Genomic DNA, 14335 nt, shown 5'->3' on the forward strand with positions numbered 1-14335 from the left:
CAAAGGAGTCTGACATGTCAGCACAAACCCAGGCCGCTCCGGCCATGAACCTGTTTGAACGTTACCTGAGCGTCTGGGTTGCGCTCTGCATCGCCATCGGTATTCTGCTCGGGCAGGTAATGCCGGGCGTCTTTCGCGTTATCGGCGGTCTGGAGATTGCCCGCGTCAATTTGCCGGTCGGTTTGCTTATTTGGGTAATGATTATTCCTATGCTGCTGCGCATTGATTTCGGGGCATTGGGGCAGGTCAAAGCGCACTGGCGCGGGATCGGCGTAACGTTGTTTATCAACTGGCTGGTTAAACCATTCTCAATGGCGCTGCTCGGCTGGCTGTTCATCCGTTATTTATTCGCGCCGTGGCTGCCAACCGATCAGCTTGACAGCTACATCGCCGGGCTTATTCTGCTGGCCGCCGCGCCCTGTACGGCAATGGTGTTTGTCTGGAGCCGACTCACCAACGGCGACCCTTATTTCACGCTGTCGCAGGTGGCGCTGAACGATGCCATCATGATTTTCGCCTTTGCGCCGATTGTTGGGCTGCTACTCGGCTTGTCCTCAATCATCGTGCCGTGGGCCACCCTGTTAACCTCCGTGGTACTGTACATCGTTGTGCCGGTTATTCTGGCCCAGCTCTGGCGTAAGGCCCTGCTACGCAAGGGGCAAGCGGCATTCGATAATGCGCTGACGAAAATCGGCCCGTGGTCAATGGCGGCATTACTGGCAACGCTGGTGTTACTGTTTGCGTTTCAGGGCGAAGCCATTCTGCAACAGCCGCTGGTCATTGCCCTGCTGGCGGTGCCAATTCTGATTCAGGTGCTGTTTAACTCGGCACTGGCCTATGGGTTGAATCGACTGGTGGGCGAAAAGCACAATATTGCCTGTCCATCCAGCCTGATCGGCGCATCGAACTTCTTTGAACTGGCTGTCGCAGCGGCAATCAGCCTGTTTGGTTTTCATTCCGGTGCGGCGCTGGCGACCGTGGTTGGGGTGCTCATTGAGGTGCCGGTGATGCTGCTGGTTGTGCGAGTGGTGAATCGTTCGAAAGGGTGGTATGAGAGAGCTTAGCGGAGATATTATCCCTCTCTAATTATCCGTTCGCGGCAAACATTCAGACAGTTTCTCAAGGGGCAGGGCCGGGTAATGCTGTGTTTCAGGCGGCGTGAACTCACCATCCAGATTTTGCGCAGGGTTCGACCTGATTAACTGTTTTTTCACCGCATAGGGGCCAAAAGCCAGCTTCTTCTCTTTCTCGTCAATGCGGTACTTCATGTACCAGAGTTTCGAGCCGTTGGGTTTGATCAGCAGGTAGAGTCCTGAACTGTCGGTAATCTTGAAGGATTTCTCGGTGGGTTTGATCTTGCGGATAGCGGTATCGGTTAATGCCATCGGCGGGGGCTCCATTTCTCAACGAACCGTGAGGCCCCCGATTAAGTCCCCAAAAACTATAGGCGTCAAAAAACCCGGCAAACCTTATCAGGTTAACCGGGTAAAGATAAGTTCTTGTTTTTTAAACGTCTCCGGACTCACCAGGATGTCCCGAAACTAAAATCTGGCTCCTCTGACTGGACTCGAACCAGTGACATACGGATTAACAGTCCGCCGTTCTACCGACTGAACTACAGAGGAATCGTGTGGGGGCGTATATTAGCGGCGGAAAAATTTTTGTCAAACCCCATTTAACCTCTTACAGATTCGATTGCGGGTTATCTCATCACTTTGTTGCATTTGCAGACATTTTTTCTGCAAAAAGCTTTGCAGCCTTACGATTTCTCGCTCATTATTGAAATGTGGTTTCAACTCTCTTCTTTAAGGTCCATTTTGAACGTCTCCACTGCCTTACGCCAGGCTGTCGTCCGTACGCCCTGGTATGCCAAACGCAAGAGCTACAAAGTGTTGTTCTGGCGTGAAATCACCCCACTTGCTATCCCTATTTTTCTGGAAAATACCTGTGTTTTGCTAATGGGCGTGCTCAGTACTTTTCTCGTCAGTTGGCTGGGCAAGGAAGCAATGGCGGGCGTGGGGCTTGCCGACAGTTTTAATATGGTAATTATGGCTTTTTTTGCGGCTATCGATCTTGGTACTACGGTGGTGGTCGCCTTTAGCCTCGGCAAGCGCGACAGGCGACGCGCAAGGGCGGCGGCGCGCCAGTCGCTGGTGATTATGACGCTATTTGCCGTTGTGCTGGCAGTGGTCATTCATTATTTCGGCAGTGAAATTATTAATATTGTCGCAGGCGAGGCGACGCCAGAAGTAAAGGGGCTGGCGTTAACGTACCTTGAACTGACAGTGCTGAGTTATCCGGCTGCGGCAATTGCGCTAATCGGTAGCGGCGCGCTGCGTGGGGCAGGGAATACGAAAATCCCGTTGATGATTAACGGCGGGATGAACATTCTCAATATTATCATCAGCAGCATCCTGATTTACGGGGCTTTCTCCTGGCAAGGGCTGGGTTTTGCCGGTGCGGGGCTGGGATTAACCATTTCGCGCTACATCGGCGCAGTAGCGATTATTTGGGTGCTGATGATTGGTTTTAATCCGGCGCTGCGCATTCCGCTGAAAAGCTATCTGAAGCCGCTGAATTTCGGCATTATCTGGGAAGTGATGGGTATCGGTATTCCGGCGAGCATTGAATCAGTGCTGTTCAACGGTGGCAAGCTACTGACGCAAATGTTTGTCGCCGGAATGGGCACTAACGTTATTGCGGGTAACTTTATTGCCTTTTCCGTGGCGGCGCTTATCAACCTGCCGGGTAACGCCCTTGGTTCGGCGTCGACTATTATCACCGGTAAGCGTCTTGGTACCGGACAAATTGGTCAGGCAGAGCGTCAATTGCGCCATGTATTCTGGATGTCGACTATCGTACTTACGGCAATCGCCTGGGGGACAGCGCCGTTCGCGGGTCTGTTTGCCTCATTTTATACCCAGGAGCAGGACGTAAAAGAGGTAGTGAAAGTTCTGCTCTGGCTTAATGCTGTCTTTATGCCAATTTGGGCGGCCGCGTGGGTGTTGCCGTCGGGTTTTAAAGGCGCGCGCGATGTGCGATTTGCGATGTGGGTATCGATGCTGGGGATGTGGGGCTGTCGCGTTGTGGCAGGGTATACGCTTGGTATTGTGCTGGGTATGGGGGTTGTAGGGGTTTGGCTGGGGATGTTTCTTGACTGGGCCGTGCGTGGCGCACTGTTTTACTGGCGTCTGATAAGCGGGCGCTGGCTGTGGAGATACCCGCGCGTAAAGAGGGAGTAAGCGCTTTTTGCTGTGAAAATCATCAGGAAACGGTGAATTTTAACCGAAGTGTGGAATAAAGCAGCAAACGAACTTTTTTTGTGAAAACAGGCTTTGACAAGCCAGGGGCACCTCGTTAATATTCGCCCCGTTCACACGATTCCTCTGTAGTTCAGTCGGTAGAACGGCGGACTGTTAATCCGTATGTCACTGGTTCGAGTCCAGTCAGAGGAGCCAGATTTTAGTTTCGGGATATCCTGGTGAGTCCGGAGACGTTTAAAAAACAATAAATTATCTTTACCCGGTTGACCTGAGAAGGTTTACCGGGTTTTTTGATATCTGTTATTTTGGCGTCCGAGTGCCTCCAGGTTCGTTAAACAAATAGCCTTTCACGATGGCACTCACTGATACTGCTATCCGTAGGCTCAAACCCACCGATAAAAATTTCTGCATCAGAAAATAACAGATTGCATCCAGCGTCCTAAAACCATGCAGGGAGTGCGAAAACTGCTGCCTGATACATGGTGCCTGACAGCCCCTTACTTATAATTATCTTGATCCTGTTTACGCTAGCTTAAAAAACCAATATTAAAACCAGTGAAATTTCCAACGGCGTCTTTGATAGTAAACTGACGATTATCGCTGCCGATGGCTCCGCCTTGGGGAATGCCATTTTAATCATATGGGCGTTAATGCCTCCTCCGATACCGCGCCAAAATGGGAAATCTTCAGCGACGCTTTCACCGCCGCCGCTGACGAAGAGGCGGATGTGGCAGGTGATCTGGCGGTTACCTGTGCCGCCGCCCTTACGCTAACCCCTTTAGTTTCCTCCTTTGCTGTCATACTATCGAATGACGTGCCTCACCTGTGAACGCTAAGGAGAATAATATGGAAAATAAAGGCACAAACCTGACGCCCGAGCAGGCGCTGGATCGCCTGGAGGAGCTGTACGAGCAGTCGGTTAACGCGCTCCGTGAAGCCATCGCTGACTATGTTGATAACGGTACGCTGCCCGATCCCCACGCCAGGCTTAACGGACTGTTTGTTTATCCTTCGCTGTCTGTAAGCTGGGATGGCGCGACACCGAACCCGCCTAAAACACGCGCTTTTGGACGCTTTACTCATCCCGGCTGTTATACCACTACCGTTACGCGGCCTGCGCTATTTCGCGCTTATCTTCTGGAACAGCTTAACCTCGTTTACCATGATTATGGCGCGCATATTGCGGTAGAGGCCTCGCACCATGAGATCCCGTATCCTTATGTGATCGATGGCTCGGCTCTGACGCTGGATCGTTCTATGAGCGCCGGGCTAACGCGCCATTTTCCTACCACAGAACTGGCGCAGATTGGCGATGAGACGGCAGACGGTCTGTTCCACCCCGGCGAATTCTATCCGCTATCGCACTTCGACGCGCGTCGTGTTGACTTCTCGTTGGCCCGGTTACGGCACTATACCGGTACGCCGGTTGAACATTTTCAGCCCTTCGTTTTGTTTACCAACTACACCCGCTATGTCGATGAGTTTGTGCGCTGGGGATGCAGCCAAATTCTTGATCCTGACAGTCCCTATATCGCGCTTTCCTGTGCCGGCGGAATTTGGATCACGGCAGAAACGGAAGCGCCGGAAGAGGCTATTTCCGATCTGGCCTGGAAGAAGCATCAGATGCCCGCCTGGCACCTGGTAACGGCAGATGGGCAGGGGATTACGCTGGTAAATATCGGTGTCGGCCCTTCAAATGCTAAAACGATTTGCGACCATTTGGCCGTGTTGCGGCCTGACGTCTGGCTTATGATTGGGCACTGTGGAGGGTTACGAGAAAGTCAGGCGATTGGTGATTATGTGCTGGCCCATGCCTACTTACGCGATGATCATGTGCTGGATGCCGTTCTGCCGCCTGATATTCCTATTCCAAGCATTGCGGAAGTACAGCGTGCGCTGTACGACGCTACCAAAGCGGTTAGCGGAATGCCCGGTGAAGAGGTGAAACAGCGACTGCGCACGGGAACGGTCGTCACCACGGATGATCGTAACTGGGAGCTTCGTTATTCCGCATCGGCGCTGCGATTCAACCTTAGCCGCGCGGTCGCGATTGATATGGAGAGCGCGACGATTGCAGCCCAGGGCTATCGCTTCCGCGTGCCTTACGGCACGCTGCTTTGTGTTTCTGACAAACCTTTACACGGTGAAATTAAACTGCCCGGGCAGGCAAACCGGTTTTATGAGGGGGCTATTTCAGAACATTTGCAAATTGGTATTCGTGCTATTGATTTACTACGCGCAGAAGGTGATCGTTTGCACTCACGTAAATTACGCACGTTTAATGAGCCACCGTTTCGCTAACGAAATGAGCTGTCGCCTGCTGTTGGACAGGAGTGGAAGAGGCGTATTTATGTGATATGAAAAGCGGCTGAATGAAGCCTTAGCGGGAGGCGATTCTGCATCCCGCTAAGGCCTTATTGTGCCGCGAGCTTCATCACCATCGCCGGATACCTGTCGCCGATAACCGCGTCTATGCCAGGAAACGCGCCGGAAGGCGAAAACATTGCGCCACACTTCACGCTCCTTGAGCGCCTGACCCACAAGCCCGGATTAACAAGCAGATACCGACCATGAGAAGCGGTCAGCTTAAAGGGGTGTCAGAAGGCTTGATACTGAGGATTTTCGCGTTGGACAGGGATATAGGGTGGTCACGTCATTATCGAACTCATAGCGCCACGAGTGGCGCGGAAAGACTTCATCATCATAGTGGCGCACGTCGGTAAAGCGCACCAGCCGGTGCTCGCAGTTCCATTCAAATCGGTGCTCCCGGCACTGCGCCTTGCCCCAGCGGTCAGCGATGGGATTGCCGAACTCGTCGTACTCATAGTGGTGGTCTGTCCTGTAGCAGCAGGCGGTCGCCTTTGACTTTCGCCTGATGCTCGCCACCTTCGGGCGGCATGTTCATGCCCAGCTGGTTGTCGTCGTCGTCAAAGCTGAACTCCTCGTGCAGGGCGTTCCAGCGCGGGTCTTCCGGCAGGCGGTGTTGGGTCAACATTAATATCTTGCGGTAATCTCTGTGGGTTTGGATTCGAATTTACGTTAGTGCGTGTGACCGGTAAATCCCGCGACGATCTGCAGGCAGCGATGGTGCTGATGCGCGGCGGCAATCTGGGCCAGCCGTTCCAGTTCAAAAACTTCCGCGATTGATTTTTCCCGCCCGCCGCCTTCCCGCATGTGAGAAAGGTGGCCGGGCGGGTAAATCGATTAAGGCGTGGCTTTTTTAGGCTCTGCGGCCTTGTTATACAACGCCTGAATCAGCGCCTGCTGTTCCGCTCCCGGTATGATACCCAATCTGTGAAAAATATTCCCAATCTGATAAAGCTGCTGATTACCGGTGTCGTCCTGGCGGGTAATCGACGCCTGCGTGGTTAATTTTTTCAGCGTAAAGGTAATATGTTCCTGACACTCGGGCGTGTTTTCAGAACAAATCTGGCGTAACAGCATCAGGTTTTTATTATCGACCCTATCTGCGTTAATCATCAATTCCCTTGCCTGACTCCACTGTTTTGCATTCATGTAGTGGTCGATCATCGCCTCCTCTTCGAGAGAGGGAACGTGCTGGTGTAACACCCGTTTGGCATTCACCGTGTCGTTGCCATAGCTGTAAAGCTCCGCAAGTCTTTGAAAGGAACGCGACATATCTTCATCAGGCCAGGCTTTTGCTTGGCTGAGGTAAATCGCCTCGGCGCTGACGGCTAATTTTTGCGCTGCCTCAGGATGACCAATTTCTTTGAGTACTTCACCCATTTCATTTGTTGCATCTTCCCATTCGGCGAACGTCAGGGTTTGCGCCTCGGCGGAGAGGGTTGCGATATGCTTTTCCGCCACAGCATTCTGCTTATGCTGAAAGAGATTCTTCAGCGCTTTGATTTTGTACTCGTAGCAATACCTGTCGTCGTAGCAGGTATATTCCGGCGCGCTCATCAGCAAATCGATACGCTTATTCATCAGCGCAACATCATCAAGCTTGCTTAATAAATCAATCAGCTCCATTTCAATGCGCGGCGAAGGGGCAAAATTGAATATTTTATCGACCTGCGTCACATAGGTTGAAAGCGTCTCCTGATAATTCTGTGTCAGCTCGTTTTTCTTATAAAAAGAGAGCAATCCCGGTAATGAATACTGGAAATAGCTTCCTTTATTGCCGGTTGCTTTGCGCAATCTCGCAGACAACGCCATCGCCTTCTCTTTATTACCCGTGGCGTAATAGATCTCCATCAGGTCGAGATACTCCTGATAACGGTAGGCTTCAGCACTCGGTTGTTGAGCAATAGCCGTATCAAACATTTTCAGCGCGCTATCTGCGTAAACCAACGCCTTTGCGGTGTCGCCCTTGGCATGGTACTGCTTCGCAATAATAAGCAGCATTTTTAGCTGAGTATAAGGAACAACAATTTTATCAGCGTAATTTTCATTATAAATAGCGGCGGTTTTATCAGGATCTGAGTGCCAGGATTTTAAAACCGTGGCTAAATAAAAATTCCTCGCGTCGGCATTTTTGCTAAGAAGGGCTAAGGCTTTTTCAGGCTGTTTGCGATTAACCCAGCCATCAACGTAGCTCTCGTAGGCGGTAATGCTCGACGGTTTATCGAGACCAATTTTGGACAGGAAAACCATCGCGGCATCCGGGCTATTATTTTCAGCGATCCACGAGGCCTCATGGTTTAGCGAAAACTTCGCATCATTCGATTGTGTGTCCAGCTTTTTCAGTAATGCATCCGCACGGCTCATCGGGCCGTACATAAACAGTTCCCTGTGTAATTCAAACCAGGCTGCCTGCGATTTAAAAGTGGTGTTTTCATTTAAAGGGACGGCATTTTGCAGTTTCTGTTCGACAACTGACCAGACATCAGGCGATTGCTGACTTTGTGCAACGCTCTGATAAGAGTAAAAAACCGTGGCGGCTGTGAGTAATGTGGCGAATTTAAATTTCATAGCAACGTGTATCCTTTCAGTTCCGTTTGAATAGCCTCTTTACAGCAAAGTCATATTTACTTAGTTTGAGGCGTTAATTCCTTTAAGGCTGCCAGTGCAGGTTTGACGCCGCCTTTTACCGCCGCTGTAAGATGAAGTTTGGCTTTGTTGAGGTCTTTCTCAACGCCATCACCATTCCTGTACATGAGTCCAAGGTTATAGTGCGCCTGAGCATTTCCCTGGTCAGCGGATTTTTTAATCCACTTATAGGCTTCCGGCAGGTTTTTCGGCATTCCTTCGCCGATAAGATTTAAATATCCCACTTCTAACTGCGCATCACTTTCGCCAAGCTCTGCCGCTTTGAATAAATAGGAGAGATATTTTTTGCTGTCTTGCGCTACGCCATCACCGTCGTTGTACGCATAGGCCAAAAAGAGAAGCGCGCCGGGATGATTTTGCTCTGCGGACTGAGTTAACCATTTCATCGCCGCATCGTAGTTTGTGCATTCAAACTCATACTTACCTAAATGATATTGCGCAGTGCTGTCACCCTGCTTTGCCTTATTGGTGACGTCAGTCGGCGCATATAGCTCTGAAAGCTCTTCATCGTTGTGGTAACAACGGATGTATTTTATGCCGTCTTCATCATAGGCTTCTTCTGTACCTTCCTTGTCGCCATCGACATAGGGCAGCGCACTTAAGACCTTACCCGTACGATCGTTAAACTCTCTTTTCAGGCCGTTTCTTTCATCATTAGCAAACATAACCTCTTCAACAAGTTTACCGGTACGTTCGCTCCAGCGGCGATCGGCTCCCTGCTTTTTATCGTCTTTATATTCGGTGGTATAGGTGAGTTTGCCCTGTTCATTCCAGTGCTTAGCGTCCCCATTTAGCATACCGTTTTTATAGGGATAGACTGATTCGCGGTGACCATTTTCGTACCACTTTTCGAAATCCCCGTCTAACACATCATGTTTATACATTTTGGATGAGGCAGGCTTTCCGTTGCTGAACCATTCTTTGACCGCACCATGTTTACGGCCTTCACTATCAAAAGAGGATTCTTCTTTGGGATGTCCATTTTCATACCAGCTCTGAGCAGAAAGCTGTTTGCCATTTTTATAGGTCGCTTTAGAAAGGAGTTTGCCCTCTTCACTGTATTGTTCGAACGTTCCGTCGTTTTCACCTTGGTTATTTCTGTGGTAAACACCACGAATTTTACCGGTAGAATAATATTCCGTACTGGTGCCGACAATGGTGCCTTTACTGTATGAATATTTCCCCTTTATTTTCCCATCAGGGAAATATTCAAATGCCGGGCCTTCCAGTTTCTGATTTAAATAGCTGTGTTTTTGTTTTAAAACGCCGTTATCATAAAAATGTGGGCATTCGCCATCTTTAATTTTACCTTGGGCAAAGTAACGTTTACTTTCAACGGCTCCGTTTTCATGGTATACGATGTATTCCCCTTCGGGTTGACCATCTTTAAACGTCAGCGTTTCCGCTATTTTGTCTTTTTCATCAAAGTAAGTTTCAGCTTTTCCGTCACGCTTATTTTGCGCATTATAATGATAAATACTTTTGAGATTGCCGCTTTCATAGAAAGATTTAAATACAGAAACACGTTGTCGGTTAGCGAAGTTTTCTTCGTTGGTATAGCCTTCAAAGGCTATCTGTTTACTCTGCATCACCTCCCCTGTTTCTTCTGAGGATTCCAGATACCAGCCGGTGACTTTCCATAATTTTTTCTCTTTGTCATAGGGGAGGGGCATATGGACTACTGTTGTTGCCTGACGTTTAACCGTCGGTTGCAGTTCATCATCCAGCCACAAGTCAGACGATCTTTTCATGTATTCGGCACCGCACAGCGCTTCGGTACATAGCTCGATTCCAGTCAGCATGGGCGTGCCGCCAGCATCGCACTGATCGACCGTCAGGTAAAAATAACGGTCATCGAGAATAGCCGGTCTTAAACTGCGTATTTTATTAATATATTCTTCTGTCGTCAGTCCCATTGATTCTGCGCGCGCAGAAAGGGTATTAGTATTACAGGGTGTTTTATCTTTAAAATAATAACGGTCGGCGAGTAAAAGTTTCAGGTCACTGCTAATGGCGGTTTTATTAAAATCGATATTTTCAATTTGGGCGATGAAATTAACGGGTTTGGATTCTGTACTGGGGGATTGTTTTGCACATATATTCGCGCAATATAATGAAACTATAATTGTTATGAATATTTTCTTCAAGATGTTCTCCTTGTATGAATAATAACTCCCTGAAACTTATTTCATGCTATAGAAACAAAGAGTTAATGTAAAGGATGCGAGGAGCATATTCTGGCAGGAGAGAGTTTTCTTCAGTTACCAGTAAGAATAATTTAAGTATTACGAGCGCGTTGTTTTTAATTTGATAATAACGCGCTGATGATTATTAACGATTATATACCCAATAAACCTCAAGATGCGGGAGTGAGCACCTGAAAGTGATCTTTAATTCGGGATGTCAGTGAGTCCGCTATATCCGGCAGCGTCTGGTTAAAAAAGACAGATATTGCGTCCCTGAACTCTCGCGTACTGCTGAAGTAGCGATTATTCCGGGCATGTTCGTTCATTAATTTCCACATTCGTTCTATCGGATTCAGGTTTGGACTGTAAGGGGGAAGGTAATGCAGCCTGATATTTACCACCTCCGCCCAGTCTTTCACTAACTGTGAACGGTGGTAACCTGCTCCATCCGCTGCTCGCTCTTAGCCAGCTGTCAAATTTGCCCATACACCTGCGCCACATACCGCCCACGCCCGTCCCCATGCCCCAGAACCATTGCACGCTCTGCACCGCTTCCTGTGAACGTAAGCCCATCAGCCTCGCCAGTTCCAGCGCCGCCGCCAGTCCCGGATCTTTCATGCGGGCCGTCTCCAGCACATGATGATAATGTTCCGGCGTGATCGCCTGTCGCGTCCCGCTGCGCGATGCACCAGCCAGACCCAGCGATTTATTAGTCAGCCACTCATGCTCTGCCACCTGTTTACGCCCGGCCTGTTGCAGAACAGCGCGCAGCGAGGCCATTTCATTTTGCAGCGTGCGTTTGCCGATCCCCTGCGCCAACCTTTCATGAATATAGCTTTCAATGTGGCGCACCTTAATCTGCGCAACCCGCTGGATATGGACGTTCAAAGCCCGTAAGTGGTGATCGAAACGCTGCACGATATGAATGCGATCGTGCACCGTTTTATGGCTACCGCCACAGTGCTTTGCCAGTGCCTTCATTTCACCACCTAACTTGCCCATACACTTCTCCTATGATTTTGAGAACACGAACAGTCTCCGGCGTATGCTCTTTGGCTGCGCCAGAACGATACCTTTACGCCGGAGTGGCAGTTTGTTGAGGTATAGGGAGTTTCAGACTGTACGCGGTACAGGCTGCCTGCGTGAGCAGAAATTCTCCGGGGCATCAGCCCCCCCCTCGGTATCGATCTTTTTCTCTTCTTTCTTGCTGACAGCGGCCCCAAAAAGGCGTGTCAGATTCGGGAATGAACGCCGGAACCCCGAAAACAGGGGCATGGCGCGGTGTAGTGGTTGTGCGTCACTTTGTCGCTTTGCGCGACGAAAGTGACGCACCGGTTGAGTGCCGGGCGCGAAAGATCGCGGATTCTGGCGCAGATTGACGGTCACGCGGCAGCAAAGCCGGACGTCTTTGCAGGCCGCAGCCCGTAAAGTAAAAGGCGCTGATGTGGTAACAGGTGCCGGGTGGAATCGCTTCCGTCACGGTGCAGCATTGACCAGAGATCTGGCGCAGGTACCATCGAGATACTCTTTCAGTTCTTTGGTACCGAACGTGTCGATAGCCCGCTGAGCTGCGCCAAGATTAGACGCCAGCTTGTCACCGCCAATGTCTTTATCGGCTTTAACTGCCGCAGCCCAGTCTTCTGTTTGCTTCTGCCATGACTCCGCTTGCTGTTGTTGCACTCCCGCCAGCACTTTCGGATAGACGTCCACCAGCTTCTGCGCCTGCTCTTGCGTCAGGTTCAGTTCACGCGCCACTGGTTCGAACTGCGCCAGCGCGCTGGTATCGAGTTCCTGACCTTCAGGGGCGGTGAACGCGTATTTCTCCGGCGCGCCGGGCGGCGTTTCTTCTTTCGGTGGAGTGGGCTTATTGGGAGCGGCGGGTGGATTTTCTGACGGTTTTCCTGTACCCGGATCGGTCTGCGTGCCGCCAGCGGTATCGGTTAATGCCATAGGAGGGGGCTCCATTTACTCAACGAACCGTGAGGCCCCGATTAAGCCCCAAAAACTATGGATGTCAAAAAACCCGGCAAACCTTATCAGATCAACCGGGTAAAGATAATTTCTTGTTTTTTAAACGTCTCCGGACTCGCCAGGATGTCCCGAAACTAAAATCTGGCTCCTCTGACTGGACTCGAACCAGTGACATACGGATTAACAGTCCGCCGTTCTACCGACTGAACTACAGAGGAATCGTGTGAACGGGGCGCATAGTAACGATGTGCGATCGGCTTGTCAAAGGGGGAAATAAGGTTGCGCGTTTGTTTGCTGACAAAAACAACAAAGCGTTGAAGTTTTGATCTAATTCCTACTTTGCTCCGGCATGGCGCAACTTTGTCTGTAATTGCACAAGTCAAATGCTGTGACCTTACCGCAATGGCTATGTACCAGCGTCTGATGAAACGTGAAAAACTGGCAGGCACTTGGCAAATAATTCTGAGACATAACGCCGTAGAGATTAAGGGCAGGGAGTAGAATGAACTTTAGACGTGAAATATTTTGTGAAAATGGTTGATACAGGCAGTCTGACGCCGGTAGCGGAAATGGCAGATAAATTTCTGGTGCAGGCGAAAAGATTTCCGTCAATATCATAGGCAGAATTATGGTGCATCAGCTTTTGGCGACGACACGGAACGAGCGGGTTTTATCGCGCTTTTCCTGAAGGATTTTTTCATCAGCCTGTTTTTTGCGTTCGGGTCAATCCCCTGATCCAGCAGCCTTTTGACCTCGTCACGGCGTTGTCTGGCATCAGCAAGAGAAACCGCAGGGTAAACCCCAATAGAAAACACCTTCTGTTTGAATCGCCACAGGTTTAACAGACACCTCAGAGTCATTTAAGATGACTTAAAGAGAGGTGCCCAACCTTAAGCCGCAAACACTGAACAAATGCGAAAATAAATTGCGAGAGATCCTCACTCGCATACGTAGTGGCGATTTTAAAATATCTGACTCTACGTTTAGCTGCCCAGGGTGTCCTGCGTTTTTTATCTGCGGTGGCGTCCCCGCAGGTCCCCTCAAGAAAAAATTCTAAAAAAATTTACCGACGGCGTTCTGATCACCCGATTAAAGGAATGTAGCCAGAAAACTCCTTCAGGCAAAAACTTTAAAAGGTAGTGATATGAATTCTGTTCAAAATGATTTTGATGATGTTGGCGATGCCGTTCGTGAGAACCGTCCGTTAAGGGCTGCACGTGAATATCGCATCAGCGTAGCCATTGAAAGCGTGGATTTTCAGCCAGCTTTCGTTTCTGATCCGGTACCTACCGGTCGGCAGATTTTATCTGCGGCAGGTCCACCCGCAAACCTGAAAATCACGTAATACACTGGGATGGGGAATAAGAGTATTTACGAAAGAATGCATCGCAATATTATTGTACATCCTGTCAGATTGAACGATTCTAACCTCAGCCTGATAAACGGTACTACGTTTGCATTTATTTGTATGGATGCCGGTGAAGAAAAAAAAGCGATAATTCAAAAGCTGGAGTCGCTTAGTGTTTCCTTCATTGATGTCGGGATGGGCCTTGAATTAGTGAATGGTAGTCTTGGTGGCATTCTTAGAGTAACTACCAGTACTACGGACAAACGCGAACATGTACATTCAGGACGTATCTCTTTAGCAGGCGGAGGGGAGAAAGATATTTATGCCTCAAATATACAGGTTGCTGATTTAAATGCGCTTAATGCAGCTCTGGCTGTCATAAAATGGAAGAAATTGAAAGGATTTTACCGCGATTTGGAAAACGAACATCATTGCACCTATACCACTGATGGTAATATGTTGCTGAATGAGGATATGAAATGCTGAAAATAAAGAAACTAGAACATCGCTTTATTCGTAGCATTCCTCGTGAACTCGATGTTGGCGTGATATAT

The 14335-nt window shown here is 49.5% G+C and carries 10 protein-coding genes, 3 tRNA genes and 4 pseudogenes; 7 read left to right on the forward strand and 10 right to left on the reverse strand.

The genetic code is table 11. The features are described from left to right. Positions 1–14: 14 nt before the first annotated feature. Positions 15–1064, forward strand: a complete 1050-nt coding sequence (gene arsB, locus J4728_RS07015) for an ACR3 family arsenite efflux transporter (protein WP_001276040.1) — start codon at positions 15–17, stop codon at positions 1062–1064. Positions 1065–1082: 18 nt separating this feature from the next. Here the strand turns inward: arsB and J4728_RS07020 are convergent, their stop codons facing one another. Continuing rightward, on the reverse strand, positions 1083–1385 hold the full coding sequence (locus J4728_RS07020; RefSeq protein ID WP_001219031.1) for an Arm DNA-binding domain-containing protein: 303 nt from the start codon (positions 1383–1385) through the stop codon (positions 1083–1085). Between the two features lie 164 nt (positions 1386–1549). Further along, a tRNA-Asn gene (locus J4728_RS07025) sits at positions 1550–1625 on the reverse strand. A gap of 159 nt (positions 1626–1784) precedes the next feature. On the opposite strand from J4728_RS07025, the gene J4728_RS07030 reads away from it, so the two are divergent. The 3 genes from J4728_RS07030 (at position 1785) to J4728_RS07040 (ending at position 5564) form a co-directional block, all read left to right on the forward strand. After that, the gene (locus J4728_RS07030; RefSeq protein ID WP_023204221.1) at positions 1785–3242 is read left to right on the forward strand and encodes an EmmdR/YeeO family multidrug/toxin efflux MATE transporter; all 1458 of its coding nucleotides are present in this window, start codon (positions 1785–1787) and stop codon (positions 3240–3242) included. A gap of 140 nt (positions 3243–3382) precedes the next feature. After that, positions 3383–3458: transfer RNA gene (locus J4728_RS07035), tRNA-Asn, on the forward strand. A gap of 651 nt (positions 3459–4109) precedes the next feature. After that, a complete protein-coding gene (locus tag J4728_RS07040) occupies positions 4110–5564 on the forward strand; it encodes an AMP nucleosidase (protein ID WP_000428191.1) in 1455 nt (484 codons plus the stop codon). A gap of 520 nt (positions 5565–6084) precedes the next feature. Here the strand turns inward: J4728_RS07040 and J4728_RS07045 are convergent. Continuing rightward, a complete protein-coding gene (locus J4728_RS07045) occupies positions 6085–6258 on the reverse strand; it encodes a hypothetical protein (RefSeq protein ID WP_000957536.1) in 174 nt (57 codons plus the stop codon). Between the two features lie 47 nt (positions 6259–6305). Here J4728_RS07045 and J4728_RS07050 point away from each other — a divergent pair. Further along, positions 6306–6410, forward strand: a pseudogene (locus J4728_RS07050) (DUF520 family protein); the annotation flags it as partial. 57 nt (positions 6411–6467) lie between these two features. Here J4728_RS07050 and J4728_RS07055 read toward each other — a convergent pair. From J4728_RS07055 to J4728_RS07085, 7 genes and pseudogenes are all read right to left on the reverse strand, one after another. Further along, positions 6468–8198, reverse strand: a complete 1731-nt coding sequence (locus tag J4728_RS07055) for a hypothetical protein (protein WP_023251228.1) — start codon at positions 8196–8198, stop codon at positions 6468–6470. A gap of 56 nt (positions 8199–8254) precedes the next feature. Then, complete coding sequence (locus J4728_RS07060) at positions 8255–9949, reverse strand: SEL1-like repeat protein (protein ID WP_010989035.1); 1695 nt, start codon at positions 9947–9949, stop codon at positions 8255–8257. Positions 9950–10632: 683 nt separating this feature from the next. After that, a pseudogene (locus J4728_RS07065) lies at positions 10633–10911 on the reverse strand (transposase); the annotation flags it as partial. An 85-nt stretch (positions 10912–10996) separates the two neighbouring features. After that, a pseudogene (locus J4728_RS07070) lies at positions 10997–11464 on the reverse strand (phage integrase N-terminal domain-containing protein); the annotation flags it as partial. Positions 11465–11938: 474 nt separating this feature from the next. Next, a complete protein-coding gene (locus J4728_RS07075) occupies positions 11939–12412 on the reverse strand; it encodes a peptidase (protein ID WP_001219015.1) in 474 nt (157 codons plus the stop codon). A 163-nt stretch (positions 12413–12575) separates the two neighbouring features. Further along, positions 12576–12651, reverse strand: a tRNA-Asn gene (locus J4728_RS07080). 421 nt (positions 12652–13072) lie between these two features. Beyond that, positions 13073–13257: pseudogene (locus J4728_RS07085) on the reverse strand (Arm DNA-binding domain-containing protein); the annotation flags it as partial. Positions 13258–13577: 320 nt separating this feature from the next. Here J4728_RS07085 and J4728_RS07090 point away from each other — a divergent pair. Beyond that, the gene (locus J4728_RS07090) at positions 13578–13778 is read left to right on the forward strand and encodes a hypothetical protein (RefSeq protein WP_208211561.1); all 201 of its coding nucleotides are present in this window, start codon (positions 13578–13580) and stop codon (positions 13776–13778) included. Positions 13779–13814: 36 nt separating this feature from the next. Continuing rightward, positions 13815–14267, forward strand: coding sequence for a hypothetical protein (locus tag J4728_RS07095; RefSeq protein ID WP_243771253.1), 453 nt, complete (start codon positions 13815–13817; stop codon positions 14265–14267). Positions 14268–14335: the final 68 nt, after the last annotated feature.

The sequence above is a fragment of the Salmonella sp. 32070601201500089SM genome (assembly GCF_017573605.1).
Taxonomy (GTDB): Bacteria; Pseudomonadota; Gammaproteobacteria; order Enterobacterales; family Enterobacteriaceae; genus Salmonella; species Salmonella enterica.

Bases quoted from the DNA above. Each gene is read 5' to 3' on its own strand.
- arsB (WP_001276040.1), top strand. From the start codon at position 15: ATGTCAGCACAAACCCAGGCCGCTCCGGCCATGAACCTGTTTGAACGT.
- J4728_RS07020 (WP_001219031.1), bottom strand. From the start codon at position 1,385: ATGGCATTAACCGATACCGCTATCCGCAAGATCAAACCCACCGAGAAA.
- J4728_RS07030 (WP_023204221.1), top strand. From the start codon at position 1,785: ATGTGGTTTCAACTCTCTTCTTTAAGGTCCATTTTGAACGTCTCCACT.
- J4728_RS07040 (WP_000428191.1), top strand. From the start codon at position 4,110: ATGGAAAATAAAGGCACAAACCTGACGCCCGAGCAGGCGCTGGATCGC.
- J4728_RS07045 (WP_000957536.1), bottom strand. From the start codon at position 6,258: ATGTTGACCCAACACCGCCTGCCGGAAGACCCGCGCTGGAACGCCCTG.
- J4728_RS07055 (WP_023251228.1), bottom strand. From the start codon at position 8,198: ATGAAATTTAAATTCGCCACATTACTCACAGCCGCCACGGTTTTTTAC.
- J4728_RS07060 (WP_010989035.1), bottom strand. From the start codon at position 9,949: ATGCCCCTCCCCTATGACAAAGAGAAAAAATTATGGAAAGTCACCGGC.
- J4728_RS07075 (WP_001219015.1), bottom strand. From the start codon at position 12,412: ATGGCATTAACCGATACCGCTGGCGGCACGCAGACCGATCCGGGTACA.
- J4728_RS07090 (WP_208211561.1), top strand. From the start codon at position 13,578: ATGAATTCTGTTCAAAATGATTTTGATGATGTTGGCGATGCCGTTCGT.
- J4728_RS07095 (WP_243771253.1), top strand. From the start codon at position 13,815: ATGCATCGCAATATTATTGTACATCCTGTCAGATTGAACGATTCTAAC.